Source organism: Streptomyces sp. NPDC058335, from assembly GCF_042723915.1.
Taxonomy (GTDB): Bacteria; Actinomycetota; Actinomycetes; order Streptomycetales; family Streptomycetaceae; genus Streptomyces.
Window position 1 is genome coordinate 282912 of sequence record NZ_JBHXHX010000010.1, and the last position, 16914, is coordinate 299825.

General features: G+C 71.2%; 19 protein-coding genes and 1 pseudogene. 8 read left to right on the forward strand and 12 right to left on the reverse strand.

Annotated elements, in window-relative coordinates; genetic code table 11:
- Nucleotides 1–124: 124 nt before the first annotated feature.
- The 4 genes from ACFWJX_RS21905 to ACFWJX_RS21920 all read left to right on the forward strand — a co-directional run bounded on the left by ACFWJX_RS21905 (nt 125) and on the right by ACFWJX_RS21920 (nt 3265).
- The gene (locus ACFWJX_RS21905) at nt 125–1093 is read left to right on the forward strand and encodes a metal ABC transporter substrate-binding protein (protein WP_383245673.1); all 969 of its coding nucleotides are present in this window, start codon (nt 125–127) and stop codon (nt 1091–1093) included.
- Between the two features lie 17 nt (nt 1094–1110).
- Nucleotides 1111–1887 (forward strand): metal ABC transporter ATP-binding protein, encoded by a 777-nt coding sequence (locus ACFWJX_RS21910; RefSeq protein ID WP_383245676.1) that lies wholly within the window; start codon nt 1111–1113, stop codon nt 1885–1887.
- On the forward strand, nt 1887–2777 hold the full coding sequence (locus ACFWJX_RS21915; protein ID WP_383245679.1) for a metal ABC transporter permease: 891 nt from the start codon (nt 1887–1889) through the stop codon (nt 2775–2777). Before ACFWJX_RS21910 ends, ACFWJX_RS21915 begins: the two co-directional genes overlap by 1 nt.
- A 71-nt stretch (nt 2778–2848) precedes the next feature.
- Entirely contained in the window at nt 2849–3265 is a 417-nt protein-coding gene (locus ACFWJX_RS21920) for a Fur family transcriptional regulator (RefSeq protein ID WP_383245682.1), read from the forward strand.
- 50 nt (nt 3266–3315) lie between these two features.
- Here ACFWJX_RS21920 and ACFWJX_RS21925 read toward each other — a convergent pair whose 3' ends face one another.
- From ACFWJX_RS21925 to ACFWJX_RS21935, 3 genes are read right to left on the reverse strand one after another with little or no spacing between them, the layout of a single operon-like run.
- Nucleotides 3316–4149: an isoprenyl transferase gene (locus ACFWJX_RS21925; protein ID WP_383245685.1), complete on the reverse strand. Its 834-nt coding sequence runs from the start codon at nt 4147–4149 to the stop codon at nt 3316–3318.
- Between the two features lie 35 nt (nt 4150–4184).
- Nucleotides 4185–4931: a DNA repair protein RecO gene (recO, locus tag ACFWJX_RS21930; protein ID WP_383245688.1), complete on the reverse strand. Its 747-nt coding sequence runs from the start codon at nt 4929–4931 to the stop codon at nt 4185–4187.
- Complete coding sequence (locus ACFWJX_RS21935; RefSeq protein ID WP_383245691.1) at nt 4928–5056, reverse strand: hypothetical protein; 129 nt, start codon at nt 5054–5056, stop codon at nt 4928–4930. The genes recO and ACFWJX_RS21935 overlap by 4 nt, the downstream gene beginning before the upstream one ends.
- Nucleotides 5057–5138: 82 nt before the next feature.
- On the opposite strand from ACFWJX_RS21935, the pseudogene ACFWJX_RS21940 reads away from it, so the two are divergent.
- From ACFWJX_RS21940 to bla, 3 genes and pseudogenes are all read left to right on the forward strand, one after another.
- A pseudogene (locus ACFWJX_RS21940) lies at nt 5139–5526 on the forward strand (MFS transporter); the annotation flags it as partial.
- A gap of 35 nt (nt 5527–5561) precedes the next feature.
- On the forward strand, nt 5562–5768 hold the full coding sequence (locus ACFWJX_RS21945) for a hypothetical protein (protein WP_383245694.1): 207 nt from the start codon (nt 5562–5564) through the stop codon (nt 5766–5768).
- A gap of 53 nt (nt 5769–5821) precedes the next feature.
- Nucleotides 5822–6688, forward strand: a complete 867-nt coding sequence (bla, locus tag ACFWJX_RS21950; RefSeq protein WP_383245697.1) for a class A beta-lactamase — start codon at nt 5822–5824, stop codon at nt 6686–6688.
- A gap of 42 nt (nt 6689–6730) precedes the next feature.
- Here bla and ACFWJX_RS21955 read toward each other — a convergent pair whose 3' ends face one another.
- The 6 genes from ACFWJX_RS21955 to ACFWJX_RS21980 form a co-directional block, all read right to left on the reverse strand.
- On the reverse strand, nt 6731–7714 hold the full coding sequence (locus tag ACFWJX_RS21955) for a DUF6879 family protein (protein ID WP_383245700.1): 984 nt from the start codon (nt 7712–7714) through the stop codon (nt 6731–6733).
- A 76-nt stretch (nt 7715–7790) separates the two neighbouring features.
- Nucleotides 7791–8762: an SCO2521 family protein gene (locus ACFWJX_RS21960; protein ID WP_383245702.1), complete on the reverse strand. Its 972-nt coding sequence runs from the start codon at nt 8760–8762 to the stop codon at nt 7791–7793.
- Nucleotide 8763: 1 nt separating this feature from the next.
- Entirely contained in the window at nt 8764–9750 is a 987-nt protein-coding gene (locus ACFWJX_RS21965) for an SCO2522 family protein (protein ID WP_383245705.1), read from the reverse strand.
- Nucleotides 9747–10667, reverse strand: a complete 921-nt coding sequence (locus ACFWJX_RS21970) for an SCO2523 family variant P-loop protein (protein WP_383245707.1) — start codon at nt 10665–10667, stop codon at nt 9747–9749. Before ACFWJX_RS21970 ends, ACFWJX_RS21965 begins: the two co-directional genes overlap by 4 nt.
- Before the next feature lie 3 nt (nt 10668–10670).
- Nucleotides 10671–12533, reverse strand: a complete 1863-nt coding sequence (locus ACFWJX_RS21975; RefSeq protein ID WP_383245709.1) for an SCO2524 family protein — start codon at nt 12531–12533, stop codon at nt 10671–10673.
- 70 nt (nt 12534–12603) lie between these two features.
- Nucleotides 12604–13401, reverse strand: coding sequence for an SCO2525 family SAM-dependent methyltransferase (locus tag ACFWJX_RS21980; RefSeq protein ID WP_383245712.1), 798 nt, complete (start codon nt 13399–13401; stop codon nt 12604–12606).
- A gap of 220 nt (nt 13402–13621) precedes the next feature.
- Between ACFWJX_RS21980 and ACFWJX_RS21985 the strand changes: the two genes are divergently transcribed.
- Entirely contained in the window at nt 13622–14083 is a 462-nt protein-coding gene (locus ACFWJX_RS21985) for a GNAT family N-acetyltransferase (protein ID WP_383245715.1), read from the forward strand.
- Here the strand turns inward: ACFWJX_RS21985 and ACFWJX_RS21990 are convergent.
- The 3 genes from ACFWJX_RS21990 to ACFWJX_RS22000 form a co-directional block, all read right to left on the reverse strand.
- On the reverse strand, nt 14064–14525 hold the full coding sequence (locus tag ACFWJX_RS21990; RefSeq protein ID WP_383245718.1) for a protein phosphatase: 462 nt from the start codon (nt 14523–14525) through the stop codon (nt 14064–14066). The genes ACFWJX_RS21985 and ACFWJX_RS21990 overlap by 20 nt on opposite strands.
- A 77-nt stretch (nt 14526–14602) precedes the next feature.
- Entirely contained in the window at nt 14603–15787 is a 1185-nt protein-coding gene (locus tag ACFWJX_RS21995) for an exo-alpha-sialidase (protein ID WP_383245720.1), read from the reverse strand.
- Nucleotides 15788–15948: 161 nt separating this feature from the next.
- Entirely contained in the window at nt 15949–16647 is a 699-nt protein-coding gene (locus ACFWJX_RS22000) for a TerB family tellurite resistance protein (RefSeq protein WP_383245723.1), read from the reverse strand.
- Between the last annotated feature and the right edge of the window lie 267 nt (nt 16648–16914).

The window sequence follows — 16914 nt, forward strand, 5'->3', positions numbered from 1 at the left end:
GACCAAATCGGTGCCCGTCCACGGGCTTCGGGAGCCCTTGGGGGCGTCCTTACTCCCTCCTTACCTCAGCCCTTACCCGCGGCTTTGTTGACAACGGTTTCCATATTTGTTGAAAATGACTGTCATGAACGTACGACGACACCACATATCCGGGATAGCCGTCGCGGCCGTCACCGCCCTCGGCCTCGGAACCCTCTCCGCCTGCTCGACCGACAGCGCGGCCGCCGGCGGCACGGACAAGTTCGACGTCGTCGCGTCGTTCTACCCGATGGCCTACCTCGCCGAGCAGATCGGCGGCGACCACGTGAAGGTCACCAGCCTCACCGAGCCCGGCCAGGAACCGCACGACCTGGAGATCAGCGCCCAGCAGCGCACCCAGCTCGAGAAGTCCGACGCCGCCCTCTACCTCAAGGGCCTCCAGCCCTCCGTCGACGAGGCCGTCACCCAGTCCGGGATCAAGACGAAGATCGACGCCGCGACCCTCACCACGATGGAGGAGCACGGCACCGAGGTCGGCGGCCACGCGGCCGAGCACGAAGAAGAAGAAGATCACGGGCACGAGGAAGCCGGCGGCAAGGACCCCCACATCTGGCTCGACCCGGTGAAGTACGCCGAGGTCGCCGAGGGCGTCGGCAAGGCCTTCGAGAAGGCCGACCCGGACAACGCGGCCGACTACAAGAAGAACACCGCGGACCTGGTCGCCAAGCTCGGCACCCTGGACACCGAGTTCAAGAACGGCCTGGCCGACACCAGGACCAAGGTCTTCATCACCACGCACGCCGCCTTCGGCTACCTCGCCGAGCGCTACGGCCTCACCGAGGAGGCCATCAGCGGCCTCGACCCCGAGTCGGAGCCCAGCGCCGCGCGCGTCAAGGAACTTGAGAAGATGGCCAAGGCCGACGGCGTCACCACCGTGTTCTACGAGACGCTCGTCAGCGACAAGACCGCCAAGACCATCGCCGGTGACGCGAACCTCAAGACGGACGTCCTCGACCCCATCGAAGGCATCACCGAGAAGTCCCGCGGCACGGACTACTTCGCGGTCCAGAGGGCGAACCTCAAGGCCCTGCAGACGGCCCTGGGAACCGAATGACTTTCATGGAGGGCGTGATGGACACCAAGAGCGAGACCGTCATATCGCTGCGCGGTGTCCGCGCCGAGCTGGGCTCACGCCCCGTCCTGCGCGGCATCGACCTCACCGTGCACCGCGGTGAGGTCGTCGCCCTGCTCGGCGCCAACGGCTCCGGCAAGTCGACCGCCGTACGCGGCATCATCGGCCAGGTGCCCCTCAGCGCCGGGCGGATCGAGCTGTTCGGCACCGACCGGCGGCACTTCAAGGACTGGGGGCGCCTCGGCTACGTACCGCAGCGCACCACGGCCGCGGGCGGCGTCCCGGCGACCGTCACCGAGGTCGTCTCCGCCGGGCGTCTGTCCCGGGCCCGCTTCGGCGTCCTGCGCAAGGCCGACCACCAGGCCGTGCGCCGTGCGCTGGACCTCGTCGGCATGGCCGACCGCGCCAAGGACTCCGTCGACGCCCTCTCCGGCGGCCAGCACCAGCGGGTGCTGATCGCCCGCGCCCTCGCCGCCGAACCCGAGCTGCTGATCATGGACGAGCCGATGGCGGGCGTCGACCTGGCCAGCCAGGAGGTGCTGGCCGAGACCCTGCGCGAGCAGGTCGCCCAGGGCACCACCGTCCTGCTCGTCCTGCACGAGCTGGGCCCCCTGGAGCCCCTCATCGACCGGGCGGTCGTCCTGCGCGACGGCTGTGTGACGCACGACGGCCCGCCGCCGCGCGCCCTCGGCCAGCACGCGCTGCCCGGCCACGACCACGTACACCCGCACGCTCCGGCGGGCGCCGAACCGATCCGCACGGGACTGCTGAGCTGATGGACATCCTCGACTACGCCTTCATGCAGCGGGCGCTGCTCGCCGCCGTCCTGGTCGGCATCACCGCGCCCGCCGTAGGCATCTACCTCGTACAGCGCCGCCAGGCCCTCATGGGCGACGGCATCGGCCACGTCGCCATGACCGGCGTCGGCCTCGGCTTCCTGCTGTCCTGGTCCCCGGTCTGGATGGCCACCGCCGTCTCCGTCCTCGGCGCCGTCCTCATGGAACTGATCCGCTGGTACGGCAAGACCCGCGGCGACATCGCCCTCGCCATGCTCTTCTACGGCGGCATGGCCGGCGGCGTGATGTTCATCAACCTCGCGCCGACCGGCTCCAACGCCAACCTGATGTCGTACCTCTTCGGCTCCCTGTCGACGGTGTCCGAGTCGGACGTGTCCGCGATCTGCATCCTCGCGGCCTTCGTGGTCATCGTCACCGTCGGACTGCGCAGGCAGCTGTTCGCCGTCAGCCAGGACGAGGAGTTCGCGCGGGTCACCGGGCTGCCGGTGCGCGCCCTGAACCTGCTGACGGCGATCACCGCGGCGGTCACCGTGACCGTCGCCATGCGCGTGGTCGGCCTGTTGCTGGTGTCGGCGCTGATGGTGGTGCCGGTGGCGGCGGCCCAGCAGCTCAGCCGCAGCTTCGCGGCGACCTTCGCCATCTCCGTCGCGATCGGCGTCAGCGTGACCATCGGCGGCACGGTCACGTCGTACTACCAGGACGTTCCGCCCGGCGCGACGATCGTGCTGCTGACCATCGGCGCGTTCGTCCTGCTGACCGCGCTGGCCACCCCCCTGGCCCGGCGCCGCGCCCGCGCCGCCGCCGCCGGGCAACCCGCCGGAGATCCCGCGGAGTGTGCCATTCCGGCCACCCGCGGATCCGGTGACTGAACCGGCGTCTGACCGCGCACGGTCCGGACTGGCACAATGGCCCGGCAAAGCGCAGACGTGAGGAGGCAACGGTGACCACCGCTGGATCGCCCGTGAAGGGCCGAGCCACCCGGCAACGTGCCGCCGTGGCCGCGGCGCTCGACGAGGTCGACGAGTTCCGCAGCGCGCAGGATCTCCACGACATGCTCAAGCACAAGGGCGACTCCGTCGGGCTGACCACGGTCTACCGCACCCTGCAGACCCTCGCCGACGCCGGCGAGGTCGACGTGCTGCGCACCTCCGACGGCGAGTCCGTCTACCGCCGCTGCTCGACCGGCGAACACCATCACCACCTCGTCTGCCGCGCCTGCGGCAAGGCGGTCGAGGTCGAGGGACCGGCGGTCGAGAAGTGGGCCGAGGCCATCGCCTCGGAGCACGGGTTCGTGAACGTGGCCCACACGGTGGAGATCTTCGGCACCTGCGCCGACTGTGCGGCAACCGGTAGCTAGCGCCGACCGGCTCGGGGGCGCTTGGCACCCCCGAGCCCGCACAGGCCGTACTACTCCTGCCTGCCCTCCATCGCCAGCAGCTCCTCGTTCGGGATCGCGCCGCCGAAGCGGCGGTCCCGGGAGGCGAACTCCAGGCAGGCCCGCCACAGGTCGCGGCGGTCGAAGTCCGGCCACAGGACGTCCTGGAAGACCATCTCGGCGTAGGCGCTCTGCCAAAGCAGGTAGTTGGACGTGCGCTGCTCGCCGCTCGGGCGCAGGAACAGGTCCACGTCCGGCATGTCCGGGTAGTACATGTACTTCTGGAGCGTCTTCTCGTTGACCTTCGACGGGTCGAGACGGCCCGCCTTCACGTCCTCCGCGAGAGCCATCGCCGCGTCGGCGATCTCCGCGCGGCCGCCGTAGTTCATGCAGAAGTACAGCGTGAGACGGTTGTTGTCCTTGGTCTGCTCCTGGGCGATCTGCAGCTCCTTGGCGACCGACTTCCACAGCTTGGGCATACGGCCCACCCAGCGCACCCGGATGCCCAGCTCGTCGAGCTGGTCGCGGGTCTTGCGGATGAAGTCGCGGTTGAAGTTCATCAGGAAGCGCACCTCGTCGGGCGAGCGCTTCCAGTTCTCGGTGGAGAAGGCGTACAGGGAGATGTTCCGCACACCGATCTCGACCCCGCCCTGGAGGACGTCCAGCACCCGCTCGGCGCCCACCTTGTGGCCCTCGGTGCGGGGCAGGCCCCGCTCCTTCGCCCAGCGGCCGTTGCCGTCCATGACGATCGCCACATGCTCGGGGACCAGCTCGCCGGGGAGCTTCGGCGCGCGGGCGCCGGACGGGTGCGGTTCCGGCGCCTTGTACTCCCGACGCTGCCGCCCCAGGAACCCGCGTACGACCATGTGCTTCTCGTCTCCTCTTGCGTTTCGGCTTGCTTCTACTTCTCGACGTACCGGAGGGAGCGCAGACCGCGCTCCAGATGCCAGTGCAGGTAGGCGGACACCAGCCCGCTGCCCTCCCGGACGTACCGCGCCTCGCAGGTGTCCGCGGTCTCCCAGTCTCCCGTGAGCAGCGCACCCAGCAGGACCAGGGCCTGCGGCGAGGGTACGACGCTGCCGGGCACCCGGCAGTCGACGCAGACGGAGCCGCCGGAGGCGACGGAGAAGAACCGGTTCGGGCCGGGCATGCCGCACTTCGCGCAGTCGCCGAAGCTGGGCGCGTAGCCGTTGACGGCGAGGGAGCGCAGCAGGAAGGCGTCCAGGACGAGGTGGGGGGCGTGCTCTCCGCGGGCGAGGGTGCGCAGGGCGCCGACGAGCAGCAGGTACTGCTGCACGGCCGGTTCGCCCTCGTGGTCGGTGAACCGCTCGGCGGTCTCCAGCATGGCCGTGCCGGCGGTGTAGCGGGCGTAGTCGGTGACGATGCCGCCACCGTACGGCGCGATGGTCTCGCTCTGCGTGCACAGCGGAAGCCCGCGCCCGATCAGCTCGCTCCCCCGCGCGAAGAACTGCACGTCCACATGCGAGAAGGGCTCCAGCCGGGCCCCGAACTTCGACTTGGTCCGCCGCACCCCACGAGCCACGGCCCGCACCCGGCCGTGGCCTCGGGTGAGGAGCGTGATGATTCTGTCCGCCTCGCCCAGCTTCTGGGTGCGCAGCACGATGCCGTCGTCGCGAAAGAGACTCATCGCGCACCGCCACCGGACGGCTGGGGGTGTGGGGGTCGTCCCCCACGGGACCGCAGCATGATTCTGTCCGCCTCGCCCAGCTTCTGGGTGCGCAGCACGATGCCGTCGTCGCGGAACAGACTCATGCCGTCATTCTCGCCTACGCGGGGAGGGCGGTGTGCCGTGCCCACAACGATCGCCCGGTTCGTGGGGGACGGGGGGAGTGCGGTGGCGAGGCGTGCGCTGGGGCGGGCGTTCGGGTGGTTGTGGGGGGCGTACGCGGTCAGTGCGTTCGGGACGCGGCCGGCGTTCGCGCTGATCGCGGTGCTCGTGCTGCACCCCGGGCCGGGCGAGGTGGCGGCGCCGGCGGCCGTGGGGCCTGCGGTGGGGGCGGCGCTGGCGGTGCCGCTCGGACCGTGAGTGGGGTTCCGCCGCAAGCGGCCGGTGACGATCACGGCGGACCTGGTGCGGTGCGCGGCTCTGGCGAGCGTCCCCGTGGCGTTCGCGCCGGGCGCTTGGGGTCGGGCAGCTGCTGGTGGTGTCGATGGTGGTGGCCGCGGCCGACTCGGGCCGCTCACCTGCATCGGCGTCTACAACCCGGTCCTCGCCACCTCCCGGCTGGAGCTGACCCCGACCGACCGCCTCGCCCGCATGCCGGCGGCGTGGTCCGTCAGCATCAAGGCCGCCATCGCCGCGCTCACCGCCCTGTGGGGCGTCCTGGCGGCCCTCACCAGCGCGCGTACGGCCATCGCGCCGACGGGCGTGCTCCCGCTGGTGACTCCGCTGCCGCTCGCAACCGTGCGGCGGGACGGGGCGTCCGTGACGGATGGGGCCACGGAGACCGCCGAGGTCCCCTGACAGTTCACCGACGGACGGAGAGAACGATCTCAGACTCGACGAACCGCCGTACCTTGCTCACCACCGCAGGCGCCGTCACCGCGGCCTCCCTGCTGGGCGCCGGCCAGGCCGCCCATGCCGCCGACGGCACCGACCCCGTCGGCGCCCGCCTGCGCGCCCTGGAGGAGGCGCACGGCGCCCGCCTCGGCGTCTTCGCGTACAACGTGCGCACCCGGCGTTCCGTGCGCCACCGCGCCTCCGAACGCTTCCCGGTCTGCTCCCTGTTCAAGGTCCTCGCGGTCGCCGCCGTCCTGCGCGACCTGGACCGGGACGGCGAGGTCCTGGCCCGCCGCATCCACTTCACCGAGGACGACCTGGTGGAGAACTCGCCCGTCACCACGGACCACGTGGCCGACGGCATGACCGTCGCCGAGCTGTGCGACGCGGCGATCCGCCGCAGCGACAACACGGCCGCCAACCTGCTGCTGCGCGAGCTGGGCGGCCCGGCCGCGGTCACCCGCTTCGCCCGGTCGATCGGTGACCGGTTCACCCGGCTCGACCGGTGGGAGCCGGAGCTGAACTCGGCCGAGCCGTGGCGGGTGACGGACACCACGACCCCGTACGCCATCGGCCGCTCCTACGCCCGGCTGGTGCTCGGCGACGAGCTGGCGACCGACGACCGGCGGCGGCTGACGGACTGGATGCTCGCCAACCGCACCAGCGACAACCGCTTCCGCGCCGGGCTGCCGCCCACGTGGACGCTCGCCGACAAGACCGGCGGCGGCTGGTACGGCGCCAACAACGACGCCGGGATCGCCTGGACCCCCGACGGCACGCCCGTCGTGCTGGTGGTCCAGGTCACCGCGCCGGAGCGGGAGGCGCCCTACGACCACGAGCTGATCGTGGAGACGACGAAGCTGCTGGCGGCGTCGCTCGGCTGAGGCACCGGCCCGGTCTCCCCCGGGTCCGGACCGGACGGTGCCTCACGCGCCGTCCGGGTCGGCGCCGGGGGTCAGCACGGGGACGGTGTCCGGGGTGCCGTTCGGGGACAGCTCCGCGGAGGCGTCCCACAGCTGGTTGAAGCGCCGGATCAGCGGCTGGACCTCGTCCGCGCGGGCGTTCACCGTGGTCGAGGAGTTCACGCTGAGCTGGTCGGCGTGGATCTCGTACGTCAGCGCCCCGTCGAAGACGATCCAGTCGATCATCTTGCCGCGCCGCAGATGGGCCGGGAGCTGTTCCAGGACCACCACCCGGACCTGGATGCCGATCTGGCGCTGTTCCTCGCAGATCGGGGCGAGCGCGGAGCGCTCCTGGCGTTCCTTGACGATGAACAGCCGCCGTACGGTGACGCCCCGTTCGAGGATCGCCTCGCGCTGGGCGGTGAGATAGCGGCTCGCCGGTTCGGTGGACCAGAAGCCGTCGTCGACGACGCTGGTGCTGATGGCGTCGATGCTGCTTCTGGTGCACTTGGTGAGCGTCATCAGCCAGTCGTGGTTCTCGCCGGGCGTCTCGGCGCTGAGGTTGGTGAGGTCCTCCATCTGCGCGGCGAGGCGGTTGATCTCCTCGTGCGCGAACTCGTGCAGGATGTCGGGCCCCATGGAGACGACCTTGGTGGCGTGCTCGGCGAGCCGGGGCACCCCGTCGCCGCGCAGCTTCTCCACCTCGTTGAAGAGTTTCGTGGCCTCGCCTATGTCGGCGAAGCGTTTCTCCACGACGTCCTTCAGTTCGCTGAGCTGGTTCACGAACGACGCCATGAACTGGACGATCAGCACCGTGCCGCCGCACAGCACGGACAGGACCAGCTGCCAGGGTCCTTCCTCCTTCGGCAGCAGGACGTTGGTGAGTACGTAGACCACTCCGCCCACCACTACGGTGACCAGGAGTTTCAGCGTGAGCTGACGTGCGCTGTCGTTGTCGGACCGCCGCTGCTGGCCGCTTCGGAAGTACGAGTTCGTCGGTGCGCTCATCTCTCTTTCTCCCCCCGTTGGGATCGTGCGTCGAGTTGTGCGTCGGATCGTGCTCGGACAGATTGTCGTGCCGCCGTCAGGACGGGGTCAGCGCGTCGCTCCGGGTGAGGAGCTGGACGGCGAGCTGGTCCCGGATGCGCTGGGCCAGGCTCGTCCACTGTCTGCTGAATCCCGGTGTCTCCTCCAGTTCCTGCCACAGGGTGTTCAGGGTGCGGTCGACGCGGGCCTGCGGCATCCACAGGTGCAGCAGGTGGTCGACGAGCGGGCGCAGCACCTTGAGTGCGGCGCGGCCGTCGTCGGAGCCGAGCCGCAGGCCGTCGAGTTTGTCGGCGACGGTGGTGAGCAGCCAGTCGTGCAGGGCGAGGTCCTCGCAGAGCGCGGCCGCCGCGGCGGGTGAGGTCCCGCGGGGCAGCCGCAGTTCGACGACCCGTCGGCCGTCGTCGGCGACGGTGAAGCGCGGGGCGGCCGCCTCACCGTCGGCGGCCGGTAACGCGGCCCAGCGCAGGCTGGTGTCGGTGGTGTTGAGCGGGGTGTCGTAGTCGAGCAGCCGGTGCTGGCGGGAGATCCGCGCGAGGAGGCTCTCGGCGACCGAGCCGACGTCCAGCTCGTCCAGTTGCTGCCCCGTCAGGAAGCCTTTGACGACGGCCTGTCGGGAGAGTTTGCCGACGGGGACGAGGACACCGGGGCGGACCAGGTAGTAGCCCCAGGGCTGCCGCCGGTCGGGGCCGTCGGCGGGGGCGGAGAAGTGGGCGGTGGCCTGGAGCACCCGGCCCTCGACGAGGGCGGCGCGGGCGGTCACGGTGCCGACGGCGCGGATCCTGGCGCCGCCCGCGGTGGGCAGCCGGCAGTCGACGCCGGTGAGGACGTCCGGGGAGACGGCGTGCCGGTTGGGGCGCCGGGAGAGCCGGACACGTTCGTCGGCGCGCAGCCGCAGCAGCCGTTCGGCGACCTGCTCGTCGACCGCGTCCCGGGTGGGCAGCAGGCAGGTGCGGACCTCCCCGCAGGCGAGGACCGTCTCCGCTTCCCTTGGCTCCTCCGGACCGCTCATGTCACAGCCCCGGCGGAAAGACGTAGGAGGTGCGGTCCACGACGCCCGCGGGGACGGGCAGGCCCTCGGCGGCGGACCGTTCGGCGACCTGTCGTAACGCCTCGGACTCGACGTGGACCTGGTCGAGGACGACGCGTACGGCGTGTTCGACGGGCAGGAAGCGGGCCGGGAGGACGCTGCACGTGGCGTACGCCGTGAAAGGCGCGGCGAGGGGGTTGAGGCGCACCACGGGCGGCAGGGCGTCCCACTCGGCGGGGAACTCCTTGGCGTCCCAGGGGGCCGGGGTGAGCACGGCCCGGCCGTCGTGGCGCAGCAGGCCGAGCCGGACCAGTTGCCAGACGGAGGCGAGGAAGGCGCAGGACCAGAGGCGTTCGTCCTCGGGTCCGCTCCACAGTTCGACGTCGACGAAGACGGAGTGGCCGCGGGCTCCGGTCTCGCTGGGCGGTTCCCAGACGGCGCCGGTGGCGTCCAGGGCGGCGGAGGTGCGGTGGGAGGGGGTGCGCCGGCCGTTTGTGAGCCAGCCGGTGCGGCTGACGGGCGGGCGGAAGCCGTTGCTGCCGGGCGGCGGGGATTCCACCAGCCGGTGCAGGACGGCCTCGGCGAGTTCGGCCCGGTCGCGGTGGCCGGGTTCGGCAACGGCGCAGCCGGACTCGCGTGCCAGGTAGTCGATGGTCAGGCCGGCCTCGGCGGCGGCCTCCAGCAGGGGCGGTATGAGTTCGGCGGGGGTGGACAGCCGGCTGAAGTAGTCGTCGATGAGGAAGCAGGTGCTGATCCGGGGCCGTCTGCCGGCCGGCAGCGGGCCCACGGCGGCGCGGGCGGCGTCCACCCAGGGCCGTACGGCGGCGAAGTGGCGGCGCAGCCGGGCGGGGCCCTCGGCGAAGTCCTCCATGTACAAGTGGCCGAGTTCCAGGGAGAGATGGGAGAACGGCACGGATTCGGTGCGCGGCTGAGCGCTGGTCTCCCGGAAGACGGTTCCCGGCCCGCTCACAGTTGCCCCCAGTACTTGTCCTCGGTCAGGCGCTGGGCGAGTTCGCCCATCTTCTGCCAGGTCTCCACGTTGGCGATCCGCCGGTCGTGCACGTCCTCGTCGGTGATGAGCCGCTCCTGCCACTGGAGGACGGGTTCCAGCGGAATGGACGACAGGACGCGGGTCTTGCCGATGCCGCGGCCGGCCGCGATTTCCTCGAGCTGGGTGTCGCACTGCCGCATCCACGCGTACTGCGCGGCCGAGACCTGGGACCACATCGGGGAGTCGAGATCGGGTACGGCGGCCCGGACGAAGCGGATCGAGGCGGAAAGCGCGTCGGTGTCGTGGCCCATGGCGACACCGGCCTGCACAATGCCCTGTTTTCCGTACACGAGTTCGGCGGCGGCCATGACGTGCTGACGCGTCCAGCGGTGATAGACGAGCCAGCGTGTTTTCAGGCGGCCGAGTTCGCCGCGGGGTGAGGTGGCGGCGAGGGCGAGGTCCATCGCATAACTGCGTCCGGCGCTCAGGTCCACGATGATGACGTCGAATTCGCGTTTCAGGCGCAGGACGAGATCGACGCAGCGGTGCAGGTTCTCCTCGTCGGTGACGAATTCGCCGCCGGTGCGGTCGCCGGGCAGCAGGACGAGGCGTCCCGAGCCGCCGGGCCGGCTGCGCAGCACGGGGTGTTCGGTGCGCGACCAGACGTCGACGCGCAGGGGTTCGCCGGTCTTGCCCTTGAGGTAGGAGTGCAGGCCGCGGCCCTCGGCCTCGGAGAGGACGTCGGGCAGGTCGAAGACGGCGGCCGCGGTGGGCGAGCCGAAGTCGAAGTCCAGGTAGCAGACGTCGTCCCCGTCCAGCGCGCGGTGGTAGGCGAGGTTGGCGCTGGTCACGGACCGGCCGGTGCCCCCCTTGTCGGAGGCGGCGAACACGAGCACGTCTCAGATCCCCCCGTAGCCGGAGCCGCCGCGGGCCCGGGAGAGCGAGTCCAGCCGGCTGAGCACGCCGAGGGCCAGCGCGTAGGCGGTGCCGGGCTGTTCGTCGACGAGCAGGCGGGCCCGGCGCAGGTCGGCCTCGACGCCCTTGATCTCCTCGCCCTGGGGGCTCTTGGGGGCGGGCGCGGGCTGTCCCATCTGCTCCTTGCCGAAGAGATGGGCCGCCTCGCTGATCAACGCCCGCGCCAGTAGGGACAGTTCGGCACTGCGGATGGGCGGCTGGTCGTAGAGGGCGTGTGCGGCGACCATGCACTCGGTGACGCGCTCGGTCATGCTCCAGGACACCGGTCCCTGCCGTTCCGGGGATTCCGGGTAGACGGCGTGCACGTTGTCCCAGAGGCCGACGCCCGGTCCGTCGCTGATGCGGCGCTGCCAGAGGTGGTCGAGGATGTCCTCGGCGAGCCGCAGCAGCCGGTCCTGGGAGGCGATGTTCCGGGACAGCGAGCAGAGTTGGATGGTCCGCTTGAGCAGTTGGGCGGAGAAGTCGGTCATCGTCCACTTCATGGGCGGGCCGACGGTCTCGCTGCCCAGGAGGGGCAGGGTGACACCGGGGTTGTGCAGGCCGACCGCGGGGTCGTCGCGGGTCATGCCGCTGGTGATCCGGCCGCGTTCGGCGAGGCGTTCCATGACGGCGACGGTGCGGGTGAGGTCGTCGTCGGTGGCGCGGCGGCGGACCAGGTCGTGGACGAGGATGGAGGCGACGGAGAGGGAGAAGTACTCCGACTCCAGCTGCTGGAGCGTGGTGCGCCAGGGGATCTCCTCCAGCGGCCAGGTGCCGTCGCCGAAGCGGGCGATGGCCGACCAGTACTGCTGGGTGATCTCCCAGCGCAGCCGCAGGGCGTCGGCGAGTTTCTGCTGTTCGGCGGTGAGCAGGCCGAGGACGAGGGTGCGCTCGGAGAACAGGTCGGGGATGCCGTCGAGGGCGACGACGGTGAAGTACAGGTAGGGCGTGGGATGGGCGACGCCGACGGGCTGTTTGCCGATGGCCTCGGCGGTCTGTGGTTCCACCTCGACCTCGGGGGCGCCCTTCACCAGGCTCCACGCCCAGCCGCACTCGAAGAGGCGGTTCTCGTTGCGCAGGTCGTCGGTGACGTCGGTGTCGAGACCGAGGGTGACGCTCTCGCTGATGACGGCGCGCAGGGCCTTGAAGCGCTCCTGGAAGCGCTGGAGGACCTGGCGTTCGGAGAGCCTGCCCTGGCCGAGCAGCCGGGTGAGGGACTGTCCCTGGTCGGAGGAGACGTCGACGACGTTGACGGTGAAGGAGCGCAGCAGGCTCACCATGGCGGCGGTCAGCCGGGCGCTGGTGGAGTCCCAGAGCCGGTCGATCTGCTTGATCGTGCTCGCCCGCTGGGTCTTGCCCCGGTAGACCTTGAGGAAGCCGAGGGTGGCCAGGCAGAGGGTGACGGACATGGAGAAGCTGTCGACCACCCCCAGGTCCCGCTGTTCCTTGGAGAGTTCCTGCTTCGGGTTCTCGGCGGCGAAGTAGGTGCCGCCGGAGAAGGTGGGGCTCTCCTCGCCGCGGTGCTTCTCCATGAAGTCGGCGAGGACCTTGACCAGGTTCCCGGGGATCTCGCTGGAGTCGCCCGCGGTCCGCAGCGACCGCTCCACGTCCCGCTGGGTGGTGTCGGGGTCGTCGAGGCGGAACGCGGTGATCTCGGTGGCCGGGTACAGCATGCAGAGCAGCCGCTCGGCGTCGGCGACGCTGCTCAGGCCTCCCGAGTCCCCCCAGTCCCATTCACCGTCGCCGAAGGAATGGCGGGCAACGGCCTGCCATACTTCGAGCAGATTCTGTCTCGGCTTGATCTGCATGCCCATTCCCCTCGCACAGGCCCGTCACCACGCCATCCCACGTATTACCCCGTGGCGGAACGCCGGGACGTCACTTTTTCCGTCGCCGGCCGCAGGCCAGAATCATTCCGGTGTATCCGTGGCGCACCAATTGCTTCGGGTTGTCGAGGCAGACGACCTTCATGTCCGCTCCGGCATACGGCCCGAGCACGGTACGCACTTCCTCGTCGTCGATATCGCGGGCCGGGAATTCCTGCGCGCCCACGCTGTAACCCTCGGAATGCTCCATGAACGCGGCGGCGAAAGGCGCGCCGGGTTTCAGGGCATTCATGAAGCAGCCCACGCCCTGCCGGAATTCTTCGAGCGAGGTGGTGATGGATTCCGCGACGAAGAACATCGTGCCGAGATCCCAGGCGGGCTTTTTGCCGCAGAGGTCGAAAAGACTGCCGGGCAGGGGCTCCTGGACGACTTCCCCGAAGCGCGCCCTGGGGTCGGCGCCGAGGCCGGTATAGGCCGCGCCCCTGCCGTGCGCGCCGCTCTCGAGGACCTCCCAGAACTGGTCCCAGTTGGCGTCGTAGCCCGAGAGCTGACCGCGGAGGTACTTGAGGTTCTGCTCGGACCGCTCGAGGAGCGTGATCCGGCCACACCAGGGGAGCATCGCCAGGGCCGGATAGAGATTGGGCCCCGCGCCCACGTCGATACCGGATCCGCCGCGACCGCCGTACTTCGCGAAATGATCACGGAAGTGATCTCGCACCCGGGTGAGGATCGCCCTGTCCACGGGCTGGATCTCGAGGTAATTGCGCTTGATGTACTCGTCGGGATCGAAGGCGTCCCAGGGCACATCGGCATTCAGCTTTTCGGCGGTGGTGGGCGATCCCGAGGTCATTGGTTCAGCCTAGCAGGACGACGAGGTCTTGAAGGAGTGGATGCATCAGGCAATGATGGACCGTCAGGTATGCATATCGGACAAGAGCGAGCACGCGCGTCATTCACTTTGTCGATCCATCTCGATCCATCTCGATCCTTCACAAGGGGACCGTATGACTCCTCTTCCCCGAGTTCCCCGAGATCGTTCTCGGTCGGTCGCCGGTTCGACAGTGGGCCGGGTGTCCCAGGAAACGCGATTACGGATCAGAGCGGCCACGGAGGAGGATCTCCCCCATATCGTCCGGCTCGACGAGGAGGCCTTCCCGACCGCCCCGTACCCCTACTTCGTGCTGCGCCAGCTCCTGGCCTCGTTCCCCGACTTCGTGTTCGTCGTGGACATGGGCCAGGACCTGGGCGGATACGTGCTCTCGACGCCGCCGAACGCGGCCCGGAGCTGGATCCTCAGCCTCGGCATCTCCCCGCCGCTGCAACGGCAGGGGCTCGGCCGCCAGTTGATGACGAGGAGCCTCGGTCATCTCCGCAGCCAGGGCGTGCACTCCGTCACGCTCTCGGTGGAGCCGCGCAACGACACGGCGATCGCCCTGTACCGGTCCCTGGGCTTCGCCTCGGACCCCGGCGGCCCCCGCCCTGACTACTTCGGCCCCGGCGCCGACCGCCTCCTCATGACGCTCGCCCTGTGAGCCCCTCGAACCGCCGCACATAGCGACGCTGCCAGGGCGTCTCCACGGCGTGCCGGTCGTAGTTCCGGCGCACGAACCCCACGGCCTCCGCGGCCGGTACGCCGTCCAGCACCGCCAGACACGCCAGCGCCGTCCCCGTACGGCCGCGCCCGCCGCCGCAGGCGACCTCCAGCCTGCCGTCGGCCGCCCGCCGCCACGCCTCGGTGAGCGCCGTACGGGCGTCGGCGCGGTCCGCGGGCAGCCGGAAGTCGGGCCAGCGGATCCAGCGCGCCTCCCATGGCACCGCCGGGGGCTCGCCGCCGAGCAGATAGAGGCCGTACGTCGGGACCGGCGCCGCCGGGTCCAGGGGGCGGCGCAGTCCGCGGCCGCGCACCAGCCGCCCGGACGGCAGCCGTAACACGCCGGGCAGCTCCGCCGGCCAGGTCTCCTGTCGCGTCTCCACGATCCCATTCGAACCCGGCTCGGCAGGTCCGGGCAACCGATTCGCCCCCGCCCCCCGGAGAGCGAGGTGCGGAACGCCTACAGGTCCGCCACCGGCAGCAGCCGGAACTCGATCGTCTCGTACGGGTCCACGGCACCGGTCTCGTACAGCACCCCGACCGTCTCCCGGCCCACCGGCACGAGGTCGGAGTACGCGGCCGGCTTCTCCGACAGGGTCACCGACCTGGTGAAGCCCGCCCCGCCGTCGGTGCTGCGCCACAGGGCCATCGACTGACGCGCGGTGGGCCGGGAAGGCGCTGAGAACAGCAACGGGGCTCCTCGGCCGTCGAGTTGGAGGACGCTGCCCTGGACGACGGGCACGTCGGCCAGCGTGGGCTGCGCGGCGTAGGGGCGGTCGAGGGTCCGGCCGCCGTCGCCCGAGTGGGCGTCGACCCGGTTGCCGGGGACGCCGCCGCCCTGGTCGCGGGCGTTGAAGTACAGGCGGCCGTCCGGGAGCTGGGCGGTGGTGGTCTCGTTGACGTTGGTGACGCCGTCGTAGTCCTCCTCGACGAAGCCCAGCCGCCAGGTGCGGCCCCCGTCGTCGCTGAGCAGGGCGTGGCCGCCGTAGTGGCGGAACTCCCGGCCGGTGTCGGAGGAGCCGGCCGGCGGGGCCGCGGAGTGGTTGGCGGGGACGACCAGGCGGCCGGCGTGGGGGCCCCGGGTGAGGGCGAGGGCGTGGCCGGGCCCGGTGGCGTACCAGCGCCAGGACGGCGGCTTGACCGCGGCCGTGATCTCGCGGGGCGCGGTGAAGTGCCGGCCGTCGTCCGGGCTGTGCTGCACGTACACCCGGCGGCTCTGCTCGGGCGGCACCTCGCCGCGCATGATCTGCGCCTCGGTCGCGGTACCGCCGTTGGCGCAGCTGACCAGGACGACGGCGCCGGTCCGGGGGTCGACGACGGGCGCCGGGTTGCCCCGAGTGTCCCCGTCACCGCGGGCGACCACGGCGAGGGGGCCCCAGGTGCAGCCGCCGTCGGTGGAGCGGCGGACGACGATGTCGATGTCCCCGGTGTCGCCGGGCCCGTCGCGGCGCCCCTCGGCGAAGGCCAGGACGGTGCCCCGCCCGGTGGTGACGGCGGCGGGGATACGGAAGGAGGCATAGCCGCCCTGCCCCGACACGTAGGGCACGGAGGAGGCGCAGCGCGGCGCGGCGGCGGCCGGTGACGCGGAGGCGAACGGGATGAGGAGCACGGCGGTGGCGAGCAGGGTACGGCGCAGGTGGGACATCGCTCCCCTTGACGGAGGCCGGCGTCGGTCGCTCCCATCGTCCCCGGTGTCACCGGCCCGGACTCGTACGCCACGACGAGGAGTCGCGCCGGTCCCGCGCGCCCGGTTTCCCAGAGGTGCGGCGGATGACCGCGGGACCGGACCGCCTTGGTCCCGGAAGGTCAGGACGGGGTGCGGGCCGCGGCCAGCAGCCGGGTGACGTCGTCCGCTCGGATGGTGAGGGCCGCGCCGACGGTGGCGAGGACCTCGCGCTCGGCGGGGGTGTACGGGCCGTCGGCGAGGGCGATGCGGGCGCCCTGGAGCAGAATCGACTCGCGGCCGACGGGGGCCAGGTACGGGGCGAGCGGGTCGAGGGCCTCGTGCAGCTCTATGGCCAGGCCGGGGGTGCAGGGTTCGCCGTGGACCCGGCCGGTGTCGGCGGCGAGGGCCTCGACGAGGGCGGCGAGCTGCTCGCGGGTGCAGTCCGGGAAACCGGCCGCGCGCACCGCGACCGCCGCCGTCTCCAGGGACGTACGGGCGCAGGTGCCGTTCGCCGAGAGGACGGCGAGGGCGACGGTGTGGACGGCGTCGCGGAGCATCGCGGAGAAGCGGGTGGTGGTGGGGTGGTCGAGGGCGTCGGTGCCGAAGTGGCGCCGGCAGGAGGCGCACTCCACGACCGGACCGGTCTCGCCGCGCGGCAGCACGGGTACGCCCAGCAGGGTGAAGCGGCGTCGGCCGGTGAGCCGCTGGTAGTTGCGGTCACCGCCGCAGCCGGGGCAGAAGAACTCGCCGTCCCCCACGGGTGTCCAGGCGGTGCGGTGGCCCAGCACGCGGGCGAACCCGGTGGCGGCACGGCCGTCTTGTCCCCGTTCTGGCAGCACGTCGCACCTCCGTAACGCCGCGGCAACATCGCCACGCGCTTTCGTGATGTTAGCCACATCATTGAGGCGCAGTCAGCACCCCGGACGAGACCTTTCCGTGACCTCCACGGACGGATGGCCGATATACGACGGAGCCCCGGGCGCCCGTTGCGGCGGCCGGGGGCCCCAAAATACCCATTCTGACCATCACCGCCGCGAGCCGGTTGGGGCGGGCACCGACGGCCTAAGCGAGGGCCCCGTCGGTGTGTGCGTGGTGGCCCTGGCCCC

Excerpts from the sequence above, each read along its gene's own strand:
- ACFWJX_RS21975 (WP_383245709.1), bottom strand. The coding sequence starts at position 12,533 with ATGCAGATCAAGCCGAGACAGAATCTGCTCGAAGTATGGCAGGCCGTT.
- ACFWJX_RS21960 (WP_383245702.1), bottom strand. The coding sequence starts at position 8,762 with ATGAGCGGTCCGGAGGAGCCAAGGGAAGCGGAGACGGTCCTCGCCTGC.
- ACFWJX_RS21955 (WP_383245700.1), bottom strand. The coding sequence starts at position 7,714 with ATGAGCGCACCGACGAACTCGTACTTCCGAAGCGGCCAGCAGCGGCGG.
- ACFWJX_RS21910 (WP_383245676.1), top strand. The coding sequence starts at position 1,111 with ATGGACACCAAGAGCGAGACCGTCATATCGCTGCGCGGTGTCCGCGCC.
- ACFWJX_RS21995 (WP_383245720.1), bottom strand. The coding sequence starts at position 15,787 with ATGTCCCACCTGCGCCGTACCCTGCTCGCCACCGCCGTGCTCCTCATC.
- ACFWJX_RS21945 (WP_383245694.1), top strand. The coding sequence starts at position 5,562 with ATGCCGGCGGCGTGGTCCGTCAGCATCAAGGCCGCCATCGCCGCGCTC.
- ACFWJX_RS21915 (WP_383245679.1), top strand. The coding sequence starts at position 1,887 with ATGGACATCCTCGACTACGCCTTCATGCAGCGGGCGCTGCTCGCCGCC.
- ACFWJX_RS21905 (WP_383245673.1), top strand. The coding sequence starts at position 125 with ATGAACGTACGACGACACCACATATCCGGGATAGCCGTCGCGGCCGTC.
- recO (WP_383245688.1), bottom strand. The coding sequence starts at position 4,931 with ATGAGTCTCTTTCGCGACGACGGCATCGTGCTGCGCACCCAGAAGCTG.
- ACFWJX_RS21935 (WP_383245691.1), bottom strand. The coding sequence starts at position 5,056 with ATGAGTCTGTTCCGCGACGACGGCATCGTGCTGCGCACCCAGAAGCTG.
- ACFWJX_RS21925 (WP_383245685.1), bottom strand. The coding sequence starts at position 4,149 with ATGGTCGTACGCGGGTTCCTGGGGCGGCAGCGTCGGGAGTACAAGGCG.
- ACFWJX_RS21980 (WP_383245712.1), bottom strand. The coding sequence starts at position 13,401 with ATGACCTCGGGATCGCCCACCACCGCCGAAAAGCTGAATGCCGATGTG.